This window comes from Emticicia sp. C21 (genome assembly GCF_003418935.1).
Taxonomy (GTDB): domain Bacteria; phylum Bacteroidota; class Bacteroidia; order Cytophagales; family Spirosomataceae; genus Emticicia.
Map to the genome: position 1 here is coordinate 344,521 of NZ_QVMT01000004.1, position 21,578 is coordinate 366,098.

At 38.7% G+C, this 21,578-nt stretch carries 17 protein-coding genes; 8 read left to right on the plus strand and 9 right to left on the minus strand.

What is annotated here, in order from left to right; translation table 11 throughout:
• Positions 1-173 precede the first annotated feature (173 nt).
• A complete protein-coding gene (locus D0T08_RS11965; protein ID WP_116982876.1) occupies positions 174-1,934 on the minus strand; it encodes an ABC transporter ATP-binding protein in 1,761 nt (586 codons plus the stop codon).
• Between the two features lie 200 nt (positions 1,935-2,134).
• Between D0T08_RS11965 and D0T08_RS11970 the strand changes: the two genes are divergently transcribed.
• Both D0T08_RS11970 and D0T08_RS11975 read left to right on the plus strand, forming a co-directional pair.
• Entirely contained in the window at positions 2,135-2,821 is a 687-nt protein-coding gene (locus D0T08_RS11970; protein WP_116982877.1) for a hypothetical protein, read from the plus strand.
• Between the two features lie 54 nt (positions 2,822-2,875).
• The gene (locus D0T08_RS11975; RefSeq protein ID WP_116982878.1) at positions 2,876-4,045 is read left to right on the plus strand and encodes a glutathionylspermidine synthase family protein; all 1,170 of its coding nucleotides are present in this window, start codon (positions 2,876-2,878) and stop codon (positions 4,043-4,045) included.
• A 21-nt stretch (positions 4,046-4,066) separates the two neighbouring features.
• On the opposite strand, the gene D0T08_RS28225 is transcribed toward D0T08_RS11975, so the two are convergent.
• The 6 genes from D0T08_RS28225 to D0T08_RS12005 form a co-directional block, all read right to left on the minus strand.
• The gene (locus D0T08_RS28225; protein WP_116982879.1) at positions 4,067-4,321 is read right to left on the minus strand and encodes a T9SS type A sorting domain-containing protein; all 255 of its coding nucleotides are present in this window, start codon (positions 4,319-4,321) and stop codon (positions 4,067-4,069) included.
• Complete coding sequence (locus D0T08_RS11985; protein ID WP_116982880.1) at positions 4,321-4,842, minus strand: fibronectin type III domain-containing protein; 522 nt, start codon at positions 4,840-4,842, stop codon at positions 4,321-4,323. The genes D0T08_RS28225 and D0T08_RS11985 overlap by 1 nt, the downstream gene beginning before the upstream one ends.
• Positions 4,843-4,884: 42 nt before the next feature.
• Positions 4,885-6,093, minus strand: a complete 1,209-nt coding sequence (locus tag D0T08_RS11990) for a T9SS type A sorting domain-containing protein (protein WP_147322765.1) — start codon at positions 6,091-6,093, stop codon at positions 4,885-4,887.
• A 39-nt stretch (positions 6,094-6,132) separates the two neighbouring features.
• Positions 6,133-8,133 carry a TIM barrel protein gene (locus D0T08_RS11995; protein WP_116982882.1) on the minus strand — a complete coding sequence of 667 codons (2,001 nt, stop codon included), beginning with the start codon at positions 8,131-8,133 and terminating at the stop codon, positions 6,133-6,135.
• 101 nt (positions 8,134-8,234) lie between these two features.
• On the minus strand, positions 8,235-9,701 hold the full coding sequence (locus D0T08_RS12000) for a DUF1501 domain-containing protein (protein ID WP_116982883.1): 1,467 nt from the start codon (positions 9,699-9,701) through the stop codon (positions 8,235-8,237).
• A 71-nt stretch (positions 9,702-9,772) separates the two neighbouring features.
• Positions 9,773-12,493, minus strand: a complete 2,721-nt coding sequence (locus tag D0T08_RS12005) for a DUF1553 domain-containing protein (RefSeq protein ID WP_116982884.1) — start codon at positions 12,491-12,493, stop codon at positions 9,773-9,775.
• 230 nt (positions 12,494-12,723) lie between these two features.
• Here D0T08_RS12005 and D0T08_RS12010 point away from each other — a divergent pair, with 230 nt between their 5' ends.
• The 5 genes from D0T08_RS12010 (at position 12,724) to D0T08_RS12030 (ending at position 17,910) form a co-directional block, all read left to right on the plus strand.
• Positions 12,724-13,644: an alpha/beta hydrolase gene (locus tag D0T08_RS12010; RefSeq protein ID WP_116982885.1), complete on the plus strand. Its 921-nt coding sequence runs from the start codon at positions 12,724-12,726 to the stop codon at positions 13,642-13,644.
• 120 nt (positions 13,645-13,764) lie between these two features.
• Positions 13,765-15,909 (plus strand): hypothetical protein, encoded by a 2,145-nt coding sequence (locus tag D0T08_RS12015; RefSeq protein WP_199538148.1) that lies wholly within the window; start codon positions 13,765-13,767, stop codon positions 15,907-15,909.
• Positions 15,910-15,916: 7 nt separating this feature from the next.
• Entirely contained in the window at positions 15,917-16,318 is a 402-nt protein-coding gene (locus D0T08_RS12020; protein WP_116982886.1) for a hypothetical protein, read from the plus strand.
• 178 nt (positions 16,319-16,496) lie between these two features.
• A complete protein-coding gene (locus tag D0T08_RS12025) occupies positions 16,497-17,099 on the plus strand; it encodes a hypothetical protein (RefSeq protein ID WP_116982887.1) in 603 nt (200 codons plus the stop codon).
• 4 nt (positions 17,100-17,103) lie between these two features.
• Entirely contained in the window at positions 17,104-17,910 is an 807-nt protein-coding gene (locus tag D0T08_RS12030) for a DKNYY domain-containing protein (protein ID WP_116982888.1), read from the plus strand.
• On the opposite strand, the gene D0T08_RS12035 is transcribed toward D0T08_RS12030, so the two are convergent.
• Together D0T08_RS12035 and D0T08_RS12040 are read right to left on the minus strand one after the other, a co-directional pair.
• Complete coding sequence (locus D0T08_RS12035; RefSeq protein ID WP_116982889.1) at positions 17,907-19,973, minus strand: histidine kinase; 2,067 nt, start codon at positions 19,971-19,973, stop codon at positions 17,907-17,909. The genes D0T08_RS12030 and D0T08_RS12035 overlap by 4 nt on opposite strands.
• On the minus strand, positions 19,970-20,710 hold the full coding sequence (locus D0T08_RS12040; RefSeq protein ID WP_116982890.1) for a LytTR family DNA-binding domain-containing protein: 741 nt from the start codon (positions 20,708-20,710) through the stop codon (positions 19,970-19,972). The genes D0T08_RS12035 and D0T08_RS12040 overlap by 4 nt, the downstream gene beginning before the upstream one ends.
• A gap of 165 nt (positions 20,711-20,875) precedes the next feature.
• Between D0T08_RS12040 and D0T08_RS12045 the strand changes: the two genes are divergently transcribed.
• A complete protein-coding gene (locus D0T08_RS12045; protein ID WP_116982891.1) occupies positions 20,876-21,577 on the plus strand; it encodes a hypothetical protein in 702 nt (233 codons plus the stop codon).
• The last annotated feature ends 1 nt before the right edge of the window (position 21,578 follow it).

Consider the following 21,578-nt stretch of genomic DNA (forward strand, 5'->3'; position numbering starts at 1 on the left):
TTAGTCCCTTAGGGACGATATATCGGTAGAAAATATAAAGTTATGAAGTTGAAGTCCCGTAGGGACGATATATTAAAAATAATATATCGTCCCTACGGGACTTCATTTAATATCAAATCAGGAAGTTTCTACCAATATATTATCCCTACGGGATACAGTACAAATTTATTATTTCACGCTACTGCCAACGTATTCTTTCTTTCCCCAATCTGTTGTCTCCACATGGCATAGTACAATCCTTTTTCGGCTAATAGTTCTTCGTGTTTACCTACTTCAATAATCTGCCCCTGCTCTAATACAAAGATTCTATCGGCGTGCATAACTGTACTTAAACGGTGGGCAATCATTACTGTAATATAATCACCTTGCGCCGTAACAGCTTTTACTGTATTGGTAATTTCCTCTTCTGTTAATGAATCCAAGGCTGAGGTGGCTTCGTCAAATACAAAGATTTTCGGATTTCTCAATAAGGCTCTTGCAATAGAAAGGCGTTGTTTTTCACCTCCCGAAATTTTGATACCTCCCTCACCTATAACCGTATCGATACCATTATCCGCACGAGCTAGTAGTGTCTGGCAAGCCGACTTTTCTAACACATCCATAATCTCTTTATCGGTAGCATTCGGTTGTGCGAAAAGAAGGTTTTCTTTAATGGTGCCCGAGAACAATTGAGTATCCTGCGTTACAAACCCAATCTGTGAGCGTAATTCTTCGATATTGATTTCGTCTGCCGGAAGATTATTATAATAAATCGTCCCGTGTGATGGATTGTATAGGCCTACCAGCAGTTTTACCAGAGTTGTTTTACCTGAACCTGATGGCCCTACAAACGCCACGGTTTCGCCCTCTTTCACTTCAAAATTCACATGATCTAAGGCGTTGGTGTGGGCCGACAGATGCTTGAAAGTCACATTTTCAAATTGCAAATAGCTCACTGTGCCCAAATGCGTTGGAAATTCAGGAGTAACTTCAATTGGTTTCTGTAATAATTTATCGAAATTATTCAAAGATGCTTCCGCTTCCCGATAGGCTATAATCACATTGCCGATTTCCTGCATTGGGCCAAAAACGAAGAATGAATAGAATTGTAAGCTCAAAAGCTGCCCTACGGTCATTTGTTCTCTGAAAATCAAGAATAATAATACAAACAAGATACACTGACGCAGGAAGTTCACAAAAGTACCCTGCACAAAGCTGATACTACGAACCCCTCGCACTTTCTTCAACTCCAATTGCAGAATTTTAAAGGTATTCTGGTTCAGACGTTTAATTTCCTGTCCGGTTAATCCTAAACTCTTAATTAATTCAATATTGCGAAGAGATTCAGTAGTTGTTCCGGCTAAAGCCGTTGTCTCTTTCACAATTACTTTTTGTATTTCCTTGATTTTTCTACTCAATACTCTGGTTAAAGCAGCCAATGCAAAAGCGCCAACGAAATAAATACCTATTAACCAAGAATTAACACTTAATGAATAGATGGTCAGGAAGACAATACCTACCAAAGAAGTAAAGGCTACGTTAATAAACGAAGTAATAAATTTCTCGGAATCGGTTCGTACTTTCTGTAAAATCGAAAGCGTCTCGCCGCTTCTCTGGTCTTCAAATTGTTGATACGGTAGTTTCAGCGTGTGTTTTAGTCCATCAGTAAATACATTTGCGCCCAATTTCTGAATAATCATATTTACCATGTAGTCCTGCAATGTTTTGGCAATTCTACTCACCATTGCTACGCCAACGATAGCTAGCAACATCAACAATACACCTTTCAGAAATTCGGGTTCGGTGTAATCTTTGGCACGATTGGCATATTTGTCAATAAGCTTTCCAAAGATATAAGGGTCAAGCAACGAAAAAGTTTGATTGATAGCGGCTAAAAACAATGCCAGCACAACCTGCCAGCGGTAGCGGCTAAGATAATGTAAAAGAAGTTTCATCTAATATTTCCCTGGGAATAAGTATAGGTTATGTATTAAGAGAACAATGGGTGATTATAAATAATTCCACGCTTTTTTATAGCTTAACTATAATTTCACATCAATTTTCACCCAAAATCATCCTATAAATTACCATTCTTCCAAAGATTCTTTTTTTCTCTTTATTTTTAAGAAAACTTTGTCTTATAAACTGAACCGATATGACACCCGTTAGTACTAATACTTTCATCAGGAAAGTGAAAGATATTACCATCAGCAGTACGCTTGCTCTGGCTATTTTAGGAAGTAGTTTCACGCTACAGAGTTGTAATAATGACTCTGACAGTGATTATGAATATGATCAGGTAGATGTCTATACCAAAGGTGTAAAAACATACATCTCTGAAACTTCTAAAGGCATTTTCAAAATCACAGACGAGGTAGAAGTACCAGCAGATAGTTCCATTGCCATTGTTACTTATTTAGATGGTAAAAAAGATACGCTTTCACCCAAAGCTGTAAAGGCTTTGATTGATAACGAGGTGCATACTAACCCTAATAATATCGGTAGAAGTGATAATTTATCGAATGCACTTTTATTTGGAGGAATGGGATATTTATTGGCTAAAACACTAAGCCCTAACTATGCCCAATATCGTCCTGATGTAACCCCAAACAACGGAATTGCTCAAAATCTTTCTTCAAAAAATGACACGACTCATCGTCGTCGTCATGGGTATTATGGTGGAGGTATGGGTATGCTGCATTATTATGCTACGGCAGCGGCATTTCAGAAATCAAGTGCTATACACCATAATATCAGTCAATCACGCACGACTATGTCCAGGCCGTCAGGTGGAAAAAGCGGCTTTTTCCATCGTTCAAGCCATAGTAGTCATCACTCTTAATTTTTATAACGACTTTAAAGTCGTTCAGCCTAAGTCTTAATTGAAATCCATTCTATGAAACTGAAAAAATTAGTAACACCTCCACAACAGTCGCTTAGAAACGCCGGTTGGGATTGGATGTTGGGAGAAGATACTTTGCCTTATATTACCGACGATGTCGTAGTAATATCAGGACAAGAAGCCGAACAATATTATGAAGCAGCTAATGAGCTTTATGAGATGTTTATTGCAGCCGGCCAACATGTGCTTGATAATAACCGTTTGGAAGAATTAGGTATTCCCGAGAATCTGCATAGACTGGTAAAATATTCCTGGGATAATGATAAGCAATGGCATTTATACGGGAGGTTCGATTTAAGTGGGGGTCTTGATGGCAAGCCTATTAAACTCATTGAATTTAATGCTGATACAGCCACTTGTATTCCTGAAACGGCTGTTGTACAATGGGCTTCGCTGAAAGCTAATAATTTAGATGAGAGCCAGCAGTTTAATACGCTTTATGAGCAATTGGTTGAGAATTTCAGAGAAATACAAAGGCAAAACCCAAACTTTGAGCCAACTTTATTGATCTCTACCATGAGAGACTATCCCGAAGATGATACCAATATGCAGGTATTAGGAGAAGCGGCCAAAGAAGCAGGTTTTGAAATAGCTTTTGAATATATTGACGAAGTAGAGTTCTCGCCCATCGAGGGCATTTATAAGCAGAACTCAAAAGATGGAAGTTTTACTAAATATGATTATTGGTTTAAACTGATTCCCTGGGAATATATCGGTTGGGATGAACCGGAACTGGCGGATATTCTGACAAATATGGTTATTAATCAGAAAGCCGTTATTCTGAATCCGGCTTATACCCTACTATTTCAATCGAAAGGTATTCTGAAAGTATTGTGGGAATTATATCCTAATCACCCATTGTTATTGCAAACCGAAAATAAAGCCATTCAAGGCAAAGCTAGTGTAGAAAAGGTATTGTTTGGCCGTGAGGGCGCTAACGTCAGAATCCTTTCAGCTGATGGCTATGCCTTAGAAAAAAATGATGGCGAATATTTTGAACAAAACACCGTCTTTCAGGAATATACTGAATTTCTGCAGGATAAATCAGGCAATTATTATCAGGCAGGTGTATTCTTTGCCGGAGAAGCGTGTGGTTTAGGCTTCCGTAAGGGCGGCAAAATTATTGATAACAAAGCCCAGTTTTGTGGGCATATTATAGAGTAATTGTTATTGTGAAGTGGTAGGTTACCACTTCACAATATTTTTTGTATTCAGCATCTTCTTATTTGCATCGTATAAGCGAAGAATATACCTACCCTTTTCAAATTCTGAGAGGTTAAAAGTATCGCCTGACATTTCACCTTTATAAATCACACGGCCTTTTATATCTATTAGTTCAATAAACCTTACTGGTGCTCCTGATGAATTAATCAGAATCCTATCCACTGCTGGATTAGGAAAAACAGTCAGATTGGTTTTTGAAGATTCATTGCCTAGGATTAAATAAGGAGATAAACAAAAACTGTATCAGTTATGGGCCAGATAGGGACAGAATTAATCGTTCTTCCATCTTCATCCATTTGTGCAATACGAACTATCGGCATCCCTGTTGTATCTATTTTACTCCATTCAAGCTTTACTGCTTTGTCGGAAAGCAATGTAGATTTGAAGTAAATTGAGCAGACTTCATTAGAAAGAATCTCAGCCTTGGTAACGGAGTCCCTTTGAATAACCCGGAAACAATAATTCTTATTAATTTCCAGACCTGTTACTGTCCCCCCTGTAACATCTGTATTTCTTTTTATCTTTACCTGAGAGTCCGTCCAACTTGAGGTATTTTTCAATCGGTATTGTATAGTGTAATCTTGCCCGATAACACCATCCGCTATAGTTATTTTAGTCTCTTTGCCTTCATTGAGGCTCTCTAATTGGCTAATAAATGGTGTTTGTGAGTATGCAGTTAAACATGATAAAAGTAAGGCAATTATCACAGCAGGATTTAAATTAGAATATAAGCGCATTCGTAGATGTATTTCAATGGGTTTTGAATTTATATGCAGTTTTTACCACTTCATTAGAGTTCTGGTATCGAGTAGCTTTTTGTTGGCATCATATAAACGAAGAATATACTTAACCTTTTCAAACTCAGAGAGGTTGAAAGTATCGCTTGAAATCTCTCCCTTATAAATTAATCGGCCTCTCGTATCTAATAATTCAACAAACCTGACTGGTGCTCCAGATGAATTAATAAGAATTTTATCCTCTGTTGGGTTGGGAAAAACATTTATACTTCCTTTAGTATATTCTGTACTTAACACAACTGGGGTACACATTTCATTTGAATAAGAGATAGCATAATTGCACGTATCTTTTTCAACCAATCTGAAACAGTATTGAGAGGTTGACTCTAACCCGGAAACAGTAGCCGTACCTGTAGTATCTGCTGTATTTCTTTTTATTTTAATCGCAGACTCAACCCATTCAGTGGCAGTTTTTGCTTTGTACTCGATATAATATTCTTTGTTAGGCTTCCCATCCTGCATCTGTATTTTCACCTCTTTACCATAATTCAGGCTTTCAAGTTTTTGTATTCTGGTAAAGTCTTTAACAATAAAAACAGAGGGCTGACCAAAGCAGGCTTTAATTCCTTGTCTCTCATAAAATCCTTGTATTTTAGGAGGTGACGATGGCGTAACTTCATAAATATGGGATATAGTCAAAGGCAGACCCGTTGGTTTAAATGTTAAAATATCTTTGTCATTCCATGCTATTGTGTAGCCGCTTTGTTTACGATTAACCGGAGAATCCTTTATCAGAATATTAATTGTTTTAGGCCCACAGGTTGAGAACTCTAACTCAGGTACTTCAGTCTTTATAACCTCTAGAGATTTACAACTTAATACAATCTTTGAAATACCCTCTATGGTGATCGTTCCTCTCTGAATAATCCAATAGATGCCTTCTTTGTTAGCTGAATATCTAGTTTCTTTAGTAAAAACAAGTGAATCCTTGTCTTTGTAGTTAAAGAGATATCCTTCAGAACCTTTATCAATTCCAGCCGGACTATAAATTGAAAGCGCAGAAATATTGGTGTTATAATCTAAACAAGCTATCATCGGACTTACTGTGAAATCACCGCCTAATTCATATCCTTTAGGCGGATTCTTACAGATTTCCGGTTGAGTTATTTGTTGTCCGTTTGTTTTTATAACCAGAGAAAACAAAAGCAAACCAATATAAATACAATTTTTAAAAGCAGTTTTCGTCATCATTTTTTAGAAGCTTTATAGTCAAAGCATGTCTTCAACGTTCTATTTGAGATTTTTTAAATATTTCAATGTCAAAGGTAGATGTTGCTTTACTTCTGCATTTTCGTCTTCTATATAGTAGTATTTTACACCTGATTGAATAGCCGCACGCAGGATTTTAGGAAAATTCAGTTGTCCTGTACCCACTACTACATCTGAGGTCAATGGTGTATTGCCTGATAACTCTCCGGTTTCTTGCCCGGGCATCATGTCTTTTATATGAATAGCAATGAATCTGCCTTTGTGCTTTTTCAACAATAAGGCAGGGTCTTGCCCGCCATGAAAAGCCCAATAAACATCACATTCAAAGCTTACATTTTTAGCATCGGTTTTCTGAACGATATAATCAAATAATGTACCTTCTTCGCTAGGTTTAAACTCATAGCCATGACAATGGTAAAAGAAATGAAGCCCTGCCTTGGCCAGTTCTGCACCTGCTTTATTAAAAATGGCAATAGCTTTATCAGCATCTGCTTTGCTGAATTGATTGGTTTTATGAGGAATCCAGGAAGTACCTATATAGGTTACACCCAAACCTTTCGCAATGGCAATAACTTTATCAAGGCTATCTTTAAATAATCCGAAGTCCAGAAGCGTACTATGAGGCGTCAGACCTGCATTATCCAGTTCTTTTCTGAAATCTTCAGGCTTCATACCATAAGTACCTGCTACCTCTACCTCTTTTATGCCGAGGCTCTTTATATAAGCTAATGTTCCGGGAACATCTGTTTTAAACTCATCTCTTAAACTATAGAGTTCTAATCCTATTCTACCTTCAAGTGATTTGGTGATATTAGGTAGTTTTTTACCATTGCCATTCTGCAACCACATATCCAGTCTTGGTGCGTTCCAATTGTAAGGTTTAGAAACTATATCCATATCGCCATCACCATCTACATCATATACCCGCCCTTCATGAAAATCAAGACCTTTCTGAAAAGTTGTCTTTCTGAATCCTCCTTTACCGTCACCGTAAAGAATGAAGGATTCTGCATTAGGATTATCCGGCTCTGTTTTCTTCTCCGACCACTTGGCCATTTCAGCACAAAAAATATCCAGATTCCCATCATCATCAATATCTGCTGCCTCTAAGGTATGACCATGTATCAAATCCCTTCCAATTAAATCTTTAGCTTTCCAGTTGGCTGTCACTTCTGCGCTGCCTGTGCATTCATAATACAATAATCTGCCCGTACCATCTCCCGGGGACACAACAATCTGCATCTTTTTGCCTGCACGAAACTTGGCGGCCACTACCCTACCGCCCTCTTCTCCGAATTGAATCGCTTTGAATTTACCGTCTACATACTTAAACCAGTAATTACCTGCAATCAAATCAGTAAAACCATCGCCGTCAACATCAGCAGCCGTACAACCCTCGGCATACCACGATTTCTTTTCTTTCTCTCCGGCCACAAAAACAGGTTCATAGGCCCATTTTCCACCTCTCCAGGCTTCTTCCGGTACATCAGCAATAAATAAGGTTTTTGCGCCCTGATTCCAGAAAGCCAATTGGGCTCTGCCTGTTTGTTTGAAATCGCCAAATGCCTGATCATGATGCTGTGGCTGTCCATCAGTTTTAATTTCCTTACGTTTCCAGGGTACATTTGGGTTATAGAAAGGATACGGGTTTTCCCACCACCAAAGTTTAGTGCTTTGCCAGTCGCCACCAAATACTATATCTTTATCACCATCATTATCTATATCATAAAAAGCTCCTCCGGCTTCAATTGTCAGAAACTCTTTTTCGATGGCAAACTCACGCCAGCCTATAGAAGATTCGTATTTAAAGTAAATCAAGGCAGGGGCTTTTTCGCGGGCACCCAGCACCAGTTCCTGAATACCGTCGTTGTCAATATCTACTACCAGAGATGCTGTTTGTTGTGTGGTTTTCCAGGATAGTGGAAGCTCGCCTGTAGCCGATGAAATGGGTTCCCATTTTTGCGCTTTAGTAACAATAATAAATGTCAAACAAAATACAATTGAAAGAATCAGTTTTTTCATAGAAGTAGTGTATTGATATACAATCTTTGCAAAGATAGGATATAAAAATAGCAACACATATAAGGTGTTGCTACTAATTTGATGGAATGAATAAGTGCCAATCAGGCAATTATCTCACTTATTACTTTTCCGCCTACATCTGTCAATCTGAATGGTCGACCTTGAAAATCGTAGGTGAGTTTCTCATGATTCAGCCCTAACTGATTCAGAATAGTAGCCTGTAAATCGTGCACATGGGTTTTGCCCTTTATACCATAATATCCGATTTCATCTGTTTCGCCATGTGTAAATCCTTTTTTGATTCCACCTCCGGCCAGCCACATGGTATAGGCCTCTACATGATGGTCCCTACCTAAAAAAGGAGCAGGTTTATTATCCCGGTTTTCCTGCATAGGCGTTCGGCCAAATTCACCGCCCCATACTACCAAAGTTTCTTCTAACAAACCTCTTTGTTTCAGGTCTAACAATAAAGCAGACATTGCCTGGTCTATCTGGCGACATTTTTCCCATAGAGCAATTTCTATAGATTCACCTCTGCTTGAGCCATGCATATCCCATCCCCAATCATATAGCTGCACGAAGCGCACGCCGTTTTCCACTAATTTTCTGGCTAAGAGACAGTTATTAGCAAAAGACGTTTGTTCGGGAGTAGTCCCATACAATTCATGGATTTTCTGCGGTTCTTTAGAAATATCCATCGTTTCGGGCACGGTCATCTGCATATTAAATGCCAGTTCGTACTGAGAAATACGTGTCAATATTTCAGGGTCTTTAAACTCTTCGTATTGGCGTTGATTGATTTCATTGATGGTATTAATCGCTTCTCTGCGTATGTCTCTACTAACCCCAGCCGGATTATTGACATATAATACAGGCTCACCATTGGAACGACACTGCACGCCCTGATATACCGATGGAAGAAAACCACTCCCCCAGATACTTTTGCCACCCTCCGGATATTTACCCCCTGAAGTTAATACTATATAACCTGGTAAATTCTGATTCTCAGAGCCTAAGCCATAGGTTGCCCATGCTCCCATACCCGGACGGCCTAATCTAGGGCTACCTGTCTGCATGAATAATTGTGCCGGAGCATGATTAAACTGGTCGGTGTGCATGGCTTTCAGAAAAGAGACTTCATCGGCCATGTTATGGAAGAAGGGTACATAATCAGACATCCAGGCGCCTGATTGTCCGTATTGAGCAAATTTGCCTTGGGGACCTAACATCTTCGGTACTCCTCTGATAAAAGCAAATGTTTTACCTTTCAGAAATTCTTCCGGACAATCTTTGCCGTGCCATTTTTCTAAGGCTGGTTTGTAATCAAACATTTCCAATTGTGAAGGAGATCCTGCCATGTGCATATAAATCACATTCTTGGCCTTTGCCGCAAAGTGTGGTAGCTTAGGAGCCAGAGGATTCTCGGTCAATGAATCTTTTTTGCCATTAAAACAACCCGTGAGCGAGCCTAAGGCCATCATGCCTATGCCGGTAGTGCATTGTTTAAGGAAATGCCTACGTTTAATCGCCTGTAAGTTTGCTTCGCTTACTTCGTGAAAGAGATTCATTGTTTTAATCTTAATTTTCGTTTAATCAAATTATTCACCGCTCATTTACCTCGACAGATTACCAATCCGTACTACTGCTTCGTCACAAATTCATCTAAATTCAGAATAGCATTCGCAACAATTGTCAAAGCGGCTGTTTCAGCCTGTTGTTTTTCTTCTTTTAAAAATGCCTTGCTGTCTTGTGGCTTTGCCCTAAACTCCTGTAATGATATTTCATATAAGCGTTTAAGGGCTTCTAAATCTTTGCCGGGTGGATTGTGTATGAAAATGCGTTGATACGCCCAGTTGATTTGTCCATCTATCGTTTTCGCATTCTTTTGCATTTGTAGGGCCAGACTCTTAGAGGCCTCCACAAACACAGGGTCGTTCAGCAATTGCAAAGCTTGTAAAGGAGTATTCGTACGGATACGTCTTTGCGTACAGATTTCCCGACTTGATGCATCAAAAGTAATTTGTTGCGGATATGGGCCTGTCCGACGGGCAAAAGTATAAATAGCCCTCCGATACTGGTCTTCACCCTCACTTTGTTTGTAATTAAGGCTACTATTCACTGCTTGCCATACACCATCAGGCTGATAAGGCATTACAGGCTTGCCATACATTTTAGGACTCAACAAGCCACTTACTGCCAAAGTCTGGTCTCTCACCATTTCAGAGGTCATACGGATACGAGGGCCGTGTGTGACTAGTCTGTTGAGAGGGTCTTTTGTAGCTAAATCTTCATTACCGACAGACGATTGCTGATAAGTAGCTGACATGACTATGTATTTAACCAATGGCTTCATCTGCCATTTGTAGTCATCTCTGAATTTTATAGCTAAGAAATCCAGCAATTTCATATGAGACGGTTTAGCACCTTGTGTGCCAAAATCCTCTAGTGTTTCTACCAAACCTATCCCAAATAACTGCTCCCAGAAACGATTTACCATCGTACGGGCTGTTAGTGGATTATTTTTATCAAGTAACCATTCTGCTAATCCTAAACGATTTCTTGGTGCATTCTTCGGAAACGGATTCATTGAATGTGGCACATCAGGTTGTACTTCCGGCCCATGTACTAACCAATTACCTCTGACAAACGTATGTGTCTTTCGCTCATAGTCTGCATCGCTTTTCAGCATAATTGGTGTGTTCTGAGTCTTGGCTGTAATCAGGTATTTAAAATCATCAAATTTCTTAACATCGCCTTTGGGGAAACCTTCCAGAAAAGTAAACCAGTTGATTGAAAATACATCCTGCTCTGGTTTCAAACGTCCGTTTGTTCCAACCAGATATAAGTTGTGGCGTCCTTGCGTAGCTTTAATGGGAATAAAAAGTAGCTTGTTTCTGGCTGTAGTATCCAGTTTCAGTTTTGCCAGCACTTCTCCCGTGGGACTACCTTTTCTTAATTCTAACCAACCACCAATGTTTTTGCTTACATAGCTAATCAGAAAAGTTGATTTATTATCTAATTTTATATCAGGCAGGCGGCAAGTACCTTTGTGACGTAAGCCGATATTTCTATCACCTAATAATGCCCCATTTACATAGTTATCGGCATAATGGGCGTGGTGGCGTGGTTCTAAGCTCCTGAGTAGCTGATTATAATATTTACCCTGTTCATTACCCAAACGCGTTTTTATCCAGGTAGTCAGGCTATCCAGTTTCTTTTCATCATCCTCTGAAAACTGGCGGTAATTTGGTGCTTCATCCTGTGTATCTTCATCGCGGGTATTATTGAAGAACGCCATGATTTTGTAATATTCCTCATGACGGAAAGGGTCGTAAGGATGGCTATGGCATTGCACACAGGCAAAGGTGGTTCCCTGCCATACATCAAAGGTCGTGTTCACTCTATCAATCACAGCCGCCACTCTGAACTCTTCATCCACTGTACCGGTTTCATCATTATTCATGGTATTGCGGTGAAAAGCCGTAGCAATTAACTGGCTTTCTGTGGGTGAGGGTAATAAGTCTCCGGCAAGTTGTTCTTTCGTAAACTGATCGAAAGGCATATTGGCATTAAAGGCGTCAATTACCCAGTCACGATAACGCCAGATGGTTCGTCCATTATCTTTCTGGTATCCCCTACTATCTGAATATCGGGCTAAATCAAGCCACATAGAAGCCCAGCGCTCACCAAATTGTTTTGAGGCTAATAGCTCATCGACCAAGTTCTCGTACGAGCCCTCTTCGGTTACATATTTCTTTATTTGCTCCTGCGTAGGTGGCAGCCCAATTATATCTAAACATACTCTTCTGACAAGTGTTGCCCTGTCTGCTTCATCGGCAGGTGAGAGGCCCTCTTCTTTTAATCTGTTTTTGATAAAATAATCAATATCATTCTGCTCCCAGCTTCCGAAACTGAATAACCCTGCAAAAAGCCCTTTATTAGGCACTTGCACGTATTTAGGAGCTACATAAGCCCAATGGTCACCCCATTTCGCACCTTCTTTTATCCATTGAGTTAAAGTTTCAATATCTTCTTTGCTCAATTGAGGGGCTTTATAAGGCATTCGTTCATCAGGGTCTGTATGTGTCAGTCTCTTGATGAACTCACTTTGTTCGGGATGAAATGGAATGATGGCTGGCTTACCGGATTTTGTTTTGGCTACGGCTTCACTACGGAATAAGAGACTGAAATCACCCTGGCGTTTTACACCTCCGTGACACGAAATACAATGTTTATTCAGAATAGGTTTAACGTCTGTACTATAATCTATGCCATCAGAAGACCCGTCTTTGAAGTAGTTCCATCCAATCGAGAGTGTGGCAATAATGAGAGCTGATATGAAAAAAAAGCGAATCCGCATGAGTATTTAAGCCAAAAATATCTAACAAATTTAGTTGATACCTAAACGATTTGCCAATATATTTCAACTATTTTCTTGTACTTTTTTGATATTAATTGTGATATATAAAAGTATACTATCAGCACTGCAAATTCTAAAAGCCTTTAACAAATGGGGATTAATTAATAAACTGAGGTTTTAAAAGCATTTTTAATGCTATATTTAAATCCAAAATCTAGCTCCTACTCTCTATGAAATTTCATTTCTCAAATAAAAACGCCCTTTATGTTCTGATTTTAATCTTTATAGCTAATCTATGCTTCGGACAGGCTACTAATCGGGTAATTTCTTTTTTTCCACCTGATACCAAATTATATGACAATATTCCCTACGCTAATGATACACTCAAAAAACATCAGTTAGATATTTATATTCCCGCTAATGCGAAGGCAGATGTACCCTTGGTGGTTTGGGTACACGGAGGTGCCTGGATGCTGAACGATAAATATGCCGATATGAGCTATATGAAGAAAACCATTGGGGCTATAATCAACAACAGTTTTGCGCTGGCTTCTATTGATTATCGATATAGTACCGAAGCTGTTTTTCCAGCACAGATACAGGATTGTAATCAGGCATTGGAATTTCTCTACCAACATGCCGCACAATATGGATACAATAAAAACAAAATAGCTTTAATTGGCTTTTCGGCAGGAGGGCATCTAGCCTCTTTATTGGCTTTGTCGCACAATAATCAGGTGGCTTCATTTTATGCTCCTAATGCTAAAAAATCATTCAAAATTAATGCGGTGGTTGATTTTTACGGCCCTGCTGATTTTCTGGCCATGCTAAAACCACAGGAAGAGCATACACCAAAAGATGCGGTTACTACTTTGTTGGGCGCGTCTCCAGTTGATAGACCTGACCTGGCTAAAATTGCCAGTCCGGCTACTTATATAGATAAAAGCGACCCTCCTTTTCTGATCATTCATGGAGAGAAAGACGCTTCTGTACCCCCTACTCAATCTAAATTATTAAGCTCATGGCTGAGTCTGAATAAGATACCCAACGAGGTAATTATTGTAAAAAATGCCCCTCATTACGGCGAAATGTTTGATGAATCTTATATAAAAGACAAGATTATTGCTTTTCTGAAAAATATGTTAAAATAAATTTAATAAACGGGACTGCCAGTTTTCAAATACCACTTAGAAAGAATTGGGCTATTTTTTCATAAAGAAAATTGTAGTATTAATAATACGGCTATAATTTTCGAAAAAATTATATAGCTCATGAAAACAATTAAACTTCTACTTATCTTCGCGATAAGTGCGCACAAACTTATTGCCCAAACGGCTCCGCCTCCTCAGCCAAATCCTCATATTGATGTTGTTAATCCTAATACTGAATCGTCAAGATTTGCTATCAGAGGTATTATGTCTTCTACTGCGCCCGGTGGTTTTTCAACAGGTGTCAGAGGCATCAGTAATGGAACCGGAGGGTTAGGTATAGGTGTCTATGGTAGCCACAACGGTAGTGGCTGGGGGGTTTATGGTACTACTCCCAATGGCTTAGGCGTATATGGGAATTCCTCTGCAAATGGCTATGGTGTATATGCCAATAGTAACACAGGAATAGGCATGAATGCTACCTCAAATAATGGGATAGCCGCCAATATCAGCATATTTAATAATGCTAATAATAATAATGTATTAAATATCAATACAGTAGGTAATGGCACTGTGATTAATGCCAATACATCTGGCAATGGTACCGGTATACGAAGTTCTACGGGTGCGGGCTTTGCTTTGCACGGTATTACCAGTTCTCAAACTTCTGCAGGTCTTGTGGCCGATAATAATGGTGCCGGAGAGGGAGTAGTTGGTAGAATTACAAGTGATATTGCTGGTGCCGTAGTAGGCCGCAATGATGGTGGTGGTTATGGGGTAAGAGGTTTTGTTGCTACCAATACCACAGGTACAGCTGTAGGCGTTTTAGGACAAATAGGGCTCAATAACAGTCAAGGCCGGGCCGGAAGATTTGAAAACTTCAATACTACTAATACGTTAGGTAATACATTAGAAGTAGAAACGAATGGAAACGGGAATATTCCGGATAATACTTTAGGCAATGCATCTTCTTTTTTGGTAGACAACACTAACAGCGTAGCAGCGGCAGTAAGAGGAGAAGTTAAAACGATTTTCGGGAACTTTGGCGCTGCCGGTATATTTGGGCGCTCATCTGGTACTGGCGGCTTTGCGGGACTTTTTCATGCTTCCAACCCTTCAGGCAATGGCAATGCCCTTGTGGCTATAACTGATGGTAATGGCAATGCCATCACTGCTAATGCCAGTAAAAATGGCAATGCGGTTGAAGCCAATATTGATGGTGCGGGAAATGCGCTCTACGCATGGGTGCCCACATTTGCCACTGGTAGAGCAGGTAGATTTAATAACTATAATGAAGATAACAGGACTGACGTGGTTACTGTAACCAATATAGGCAACGGAATAGGAGTCAATGTTAAAATAGATAATACCAATGGTACATCTCCAGCTTTAAAAGGAGAGGTTAACTCGCAGTTTGCTAATTTTGGAACAGCAGGAGTATATGGCTTATCTTCAGGTACAGGAGGCTTTGCCGGTTTATTTCATGCTTCAAATACTAGTGGTAATGGGCCTGCCATTATGGCTCTTACTGACGGCGCTGGAGATGCTGTAATCGCTAGTGCAGGAGGTAATGGCAATGGCGTTGAAGGTAGCGCCGATGGGACTGGAAATGGTGTTTACGGATACACCCCAAATTTTGGTACTGGCAGAGCTGGTCGTTTTGCCAACTTCAATAATTCAAATGCAAATCCAGCCGTTCATATAACTACTACAGGCACCGGAAGCGGCTTATTCGTGAATCATACAGGCGCAAGTGGAAGTATTGCTATATTTCAAAGCGGCAATAGTAATGTGGCTCGCATTGACAAGAATGGCAGAGGCTATTTTAATAATGGTACGCAAACCGGTGGAGCCGATTTAGCTGAGGCTTTTGATGTAAATGGCAATACTAATGACTTTGAACCCGGCGATGTATTAGTAATCTCTGCAGATAAAGACCGTACTGTTGAAAAATCAGCTGAACCTTATTCTACGCTTGTTGCCGGGGTATATGCAACCAAACCAGGTATTTTACTAACTGAAGAAAATATTGATTCAGAATTAACCGGTAAAGTTCCGATGGGAGTTGTGGGAGTTATTCCAACCAAAGTTTGCTTAGAGGGTGGCCCAATCAAAAGAGGAGATTTACTGGTAACCTCTTCTATTCCGGGTGTAGCTATGAGAGCCAATCGGTCGAAAGTAGAAGTAGGTCAGGTATTAGGCAAAGCACTACAAGAATTTGACTCTGCAACAATCAATAAAATCAATGTATTAGTAAATGTAAAATAGAAAGACTATGAAAGCGAAATTTTATATAGGTTTATCCATCGTGCTTTTATTAAGCATACAATTGAAAGCACAAGAAGAAAATAAAGCTAGCCAGATAAAAAACAACAGACTACCTGGAGGGGTATATGCTTCGCCCAAAGTAAGTAATACAGCACCTAGTAAGGGTTTTGAAGGTTCAAGTCTGGCCAAAGCTTATCGTGAAGGAAAAGTGGAGGGTTTGAAGTTTATATTTTCACCTCTTACTACTACTAATTCGGTTACTAATAATGCCATTAAGCCACAAGGCTTAGCCAGTGAAATGAGTTCAGGCGAAGCAAAATCCGCTTATGATAAGGCAGTGAAAGAAGCGCAGACAAATGCTGCCCCTCCAAATTTGCCGAATCTTACGCAGGAAGCTAAAAAAGAGTAAAAAATCGTTTGTTTATATATTGAACCAATTCAAAAGCTACTCCATTAAAGTAGCTTTTATTATTTCCCACCTTTCAAAATAATACCACCATTTACAAAGGGAATCTTACCAGCTAATGATTATGGCTTTCGAGACATCAATCTCTTGCACAACTTTGTATCAATAAAATACAACAGCAATGAGCAATACAGTAAGTGTAAGAACATCAACAGGCAGAATCATCTTCGGGTCGGCTTTAGGCGGCATAGTAGTTATGGGATTAGTAGCTTTGGGTGTAAGCGAATATGATGGCTATGTAGACGAATTATTGGTTTATCAGAGCTTAGCCATCGGTTTGATTGGTGGGCTTATTTTAAGTGGCGCCTATTTGCTTTTTACCCGAACTAAATCTATACAAAGACCTAAGTACCAACCACCCGTTATTGGCTATACCATGCCTCTTCAAAGTAAGAGAACGCCTGTTACTACTGTAGAGACCTCTATCAGTATGCCTGAGGAGCGTAAATCTCTTTTCAAAAAAATCTTATCTTATATTGCCTATTTATCGGTTTATACACTTATAGGTATGTCTTTAGGTTTTCTGGGCGGTGTCATTTATTTGTGCATTAATGTAGGTGAGATTTTTGAAGATTCGTCTAATCAATATTCTATTCTGATGTTTATTTTCTTACCGCTTCAACTGATTTGTACATTACTGGCAAGCATGGCTGTTGGTGCAGTAGCAGGTGGTATTACTGGTTTTATTCGCAAGATTTTTAATAAACAATCTCAAACGCTCTAAATCTATGTTAAAGAAACTATTCCCCTTTAGCCTGTTGGGTTTCCTGTTCAACAGTTGTAGTCTTGAAGGGTTCAAAAATGGATATTATATTGAATCTGATACCGTGATGTATTACAGTGGTTTTCCGGCCCACAAATATTTAGTACAAGGTGCTGATGCTTCAACATTCGAGACAATCAATAAAGATTATGGGAAAGATGAAACCCACGTATTCTACCGCGAATATATTGTCAAAAATGCCGATCCAGCTACATTTAAAGTTCTTGAGGGTTTCTACTCTAAAGATAAGAGCTATGGCTTTGCTATAGGTTCAAACGGCCCGGATGCAGTGGTGATTATCAGCCATGAACCGGATTTCTTTGAGACAGTACCTAATCCGGAAGAAACACCCATGAATCATACTGCGGAAGGAACTATATACGCTCGTGACAGACAACATGTTTACGATGGGAAATACATTGTAGCTTTAGCCGATCCTGCTACTTTTGAATATATACCTATGCGAAGCGGAAGTGGTTATAATCTGGCCTGGGATAAAAAATATGTTTATTGGAGAGACAAGCCTCTTGAAGGAGCTGATGGTGGTACTTTTGAGAAGATTGCTAACGATTATTTTAAAGATGCCAAAGCGATATGGTCTACAAAGATTGATAATAGAGGGAATTCAAGTTGGGTAATATTAGCAGATGCAGACATGGCTACTTTTAAGATAGTTGATGAAGATAGAGGTATTGCAAAGGATAAAAATTTTCATTACTCCAATGGAGCAGCTTATATACCGAAACCTCCGCAGCAAGCGGCAAATCCTTAAAGAGGAAAATGTATCTGTATTCGTGTCCCCAAGGATTCTTTATTAACAGACTCTAAATCAAATATTTCGACTTCTATATCCAGTTTATGAAGTTCGTGCAATACTTTTAACCGCTCGCCATTAATCTGTAATCCCATAGACTTATGTGGCCGAGCGGTTTTACTATGTATCTCAGCCGATTTCATTCGGCCTATACCATTATCTTCGATAGTACAAAGTACTTCATCCTGTCCCATTTTTACTTCTATTTTCAGTTCTCCTTTGGTTTCTTTATGCATCAGTCCATGCCAGATGGCATTTTCTACATAGGGTTGCAGAAGTAAGGCTGGTATCTTGATATAGGTAGTATCTACACGATCATCAATATTATAACTAAAATCAAACTTGTTTTCAAAACGCATCTGTTCCAATCGGATATAGAGCTCCAAAATTTCCAATTCATCTTTCAGTGAAATAAATGACTGCTGACTTTGCTGCAAAACCGAGCGAATTAGATTGGCAAAATCAGTCAGGTATCTGGCTGCGTCAGTAGGCTTGTTCGTAAGAATATAGTTCTTAATAGAGTTTAAAGAGTTGAATATAAAATGCGGATTTATCTGTGATTGCAAAGCTTTCAGTTCAGCCTTTGATAGTTTCTGATTAAACTCTGCCAATAATCTTTGTTGGGTTTCGGTCTCGAGAGCTTTAGTTTTCTCTTGTACCAGTTTTTCTAGTTCATTATTCAAACGAACCTGTAATTGCTGATTGGTTTCCAGTTGCGCAATCAGTTGTTTCTGGGTTTCGTTTTTTTCGATATAAATCTGTTTGATTTTAGTAACGAAGGCTAAGACAAATAACAGGTTTTCTACAAATATTCCGGTTTCTACATAAGGGAAAGTCATCACATAGTACACATAGGTTTCTCCCGACATTCGCCGGACAATAGCCGTTACAAACGAAATCACCAGAAATATAAATAAGAGGCTCGTACCCAGGGCTATATAAGTAGCTACTCTATTACGTAGTTTAAAAATAAGGACAATAGAATATGTAGTAAAAGGAATCATGCCAAGCTTTACCCATCTGTACAGGCTTAAACTAAGCGCATATTCATTGAACATATATTGCAGCACACAATCAAAAATGAAGTAAATGGTAAGGGCTTTTATCTGCCATCTGAAAAACTTATACATCTTCGGATGATTGGTAGGAGTCAGATTAAGTAGGTACTGGCAGAAAAGCAGGTACCAGATATTAGGTAAAATATTCAGTGGTACTTCGGAAGTAAGAAAAGACCGGGGGAAATAAGAAAAAATAATAGCGGTATCGGTCAATGCCTCTATTCTTCTGATAAAGTACAAGTACAAGCCCAACAAATACAAAGCATAATAGATAAAAGCTATCTCACGGGTCTGACTATACTGGATAATACAAAAGATAATCAGGAATAAACCAATAGCTAAAAAAGAGGCACTATAGAAGAGGTCTTTACGACTTTTGAAGAAAGATTTCGAGCGGAGATTTTCTTCAAAATCATAGGTCATCAGGCTTATTTTTGAGTCTTTATAAATGCCATTTTTATCATTTACCTGCACATATATTTCTTTGGTTGTATGCGCAGGAATCGTAACCGGAATCACATATTTACTATCTTCGAATATCTTTTCATCAGGCTTAACAAGCATACCTGCTTTCTTTAGAGTATATTCTTTTCCGTCATAATCAAATAAGTATATATAATGGTATAATCCATAATCAAACAGCAATGGTTGGTCTTCTGCCGTATTATTCTGTACCTTAAATCTTAGCCAGTGATTATATGTTTTTTGTAAAGAAGAGTTCTGTATCTTAAAATCTTTGAAAGGAATAAACTTCTGATTCTTGACTGTATTAATTGTCAGTGTTTCAGTAGGCTCGTAGAATATCTCCGCATAGTTATTTAAAAATAGAGAATCTTTAACAGGCTGATTAAGAATATAGGTTTTTTGGGCAAATACCTGAGTAGCAAAGAAGAATAGCAGGTAAACAAAAGGCAGTGTTTTGCCTATTGCACGTTTTTTATAATCGGTTAAAAAAGATGTCATATCATTATCATTTCCATCAATCTGGGGCGGCCTGAGCGGGAAACGGGAACCTCTTTACCATCATTCATCACCAGGGTTCCACCTTGTCCTTTTATATATCTACGAATTTGGTTTAAATTAACTAAAAATGTATAGTGTACCCGTAAAAAATTATGACTCTCTAACATGCCTTCAAGGTCTTTCAGTGGTTTTGACAACAGAATTCTTTCCTTATTTGAGAGGTGTACGATTGTATAATTATCACTGGCTTCTGCATAGGAGATTTCGTCTACATTTACAAATTCTAATCCATCTAAAGTAGGTAAAGCAATTGTCGGACGAATATTCTGTAAACCTCTGATATTCGCTAATACCATATCCAGTTGTTGTTTGCCTATTATTTGCGATTGCTTCTTTAGTTTCTCAACTGCCTGAATCAATCTTTGTGGATCAATAGGTTTCAGCAGATAATCAATGGCAGAAAACTCAAAGGCTTTCAAGGCAAATTCATCATAGGCCGTTGCAAATACCACATCAAAGGCTATTTTATCAAAGGCTTTTAGTAGTTCAAACCCATTCATAAAGGGCATTTCAATGTCTAAGAAAACTACATCGGGTTTATAAAGTTGAATGGCCTCAATACCTTTTTGGGCAGTATTACATTCTGCCAGAACACTCACATCAGGACAATATTCGTTTAACTCAATCCGTAAGTTCTGAGTACATTTTACTTCATCATCAATTAAAATGGCGGTCATGCAATATGCAAGTTTATACTATCAAATGTATGGAACAATTTTAATTTTTACCCATACCTAAAGCAATTGGTTATGTAAATATTTATTTAAGATTCCACCGACACTTACTACTAGTTTTATTAATCAAAAATCTCTTTATTTGTTGTTAGAGTAAAACTATCGAAGATGTTTAACAGATATAAATGGTTGTTGATTATTGTGGGTTTAGTGTTGTTTGCCTTAGGTATCTGGTATTATTTCCTACAAACTAAAACATTAAAGAAGGTTAACGGAACTGCTGAATATGATACGCTTGTTCAACCTACTCATTATAAGAAAATCCCTTTAAAACCATTCAAATATGTAATGGTAAACTGTGATATCGGGCCTGTAAAAGTGTATTTAGAGGCCGACCAAAAATCGGCTATCGAATTTCACCAGACCTTTATGAAATACGTTGAGATAAGTTATAAAGGTGATACTTTACTGGTTCATACGCTCAAAACTCCAAAATCGACCAAAGAGAATCTTATTACTAAACAAATTTATATTCATACGCCTGAAATCAGCTATTATATGGGCGAAGCCACCCAGACTACGCTCTCGAATTTTGGTACTGACTATATGAAAGTCGACAACCGTAGTAGTTATATCAGGTTTTATGCCTGCGAAATTAAAGATTTAGACCTCACCACTAATAAGTCCTGCACTTTTATGCTTGACGATAACTCCTCTTTCGACAAAATTGATGCATCAATAAACCCCAATAGTGCTTTTATTTGCAGAGGTATGGTTCATACACAGTTATTTCTAAAAGCCAATAGTCTGGCGAATATCAGATTTGGTTTAAATGTCAAAAAACTGATTATGCGAAAATATAAGCCATAAT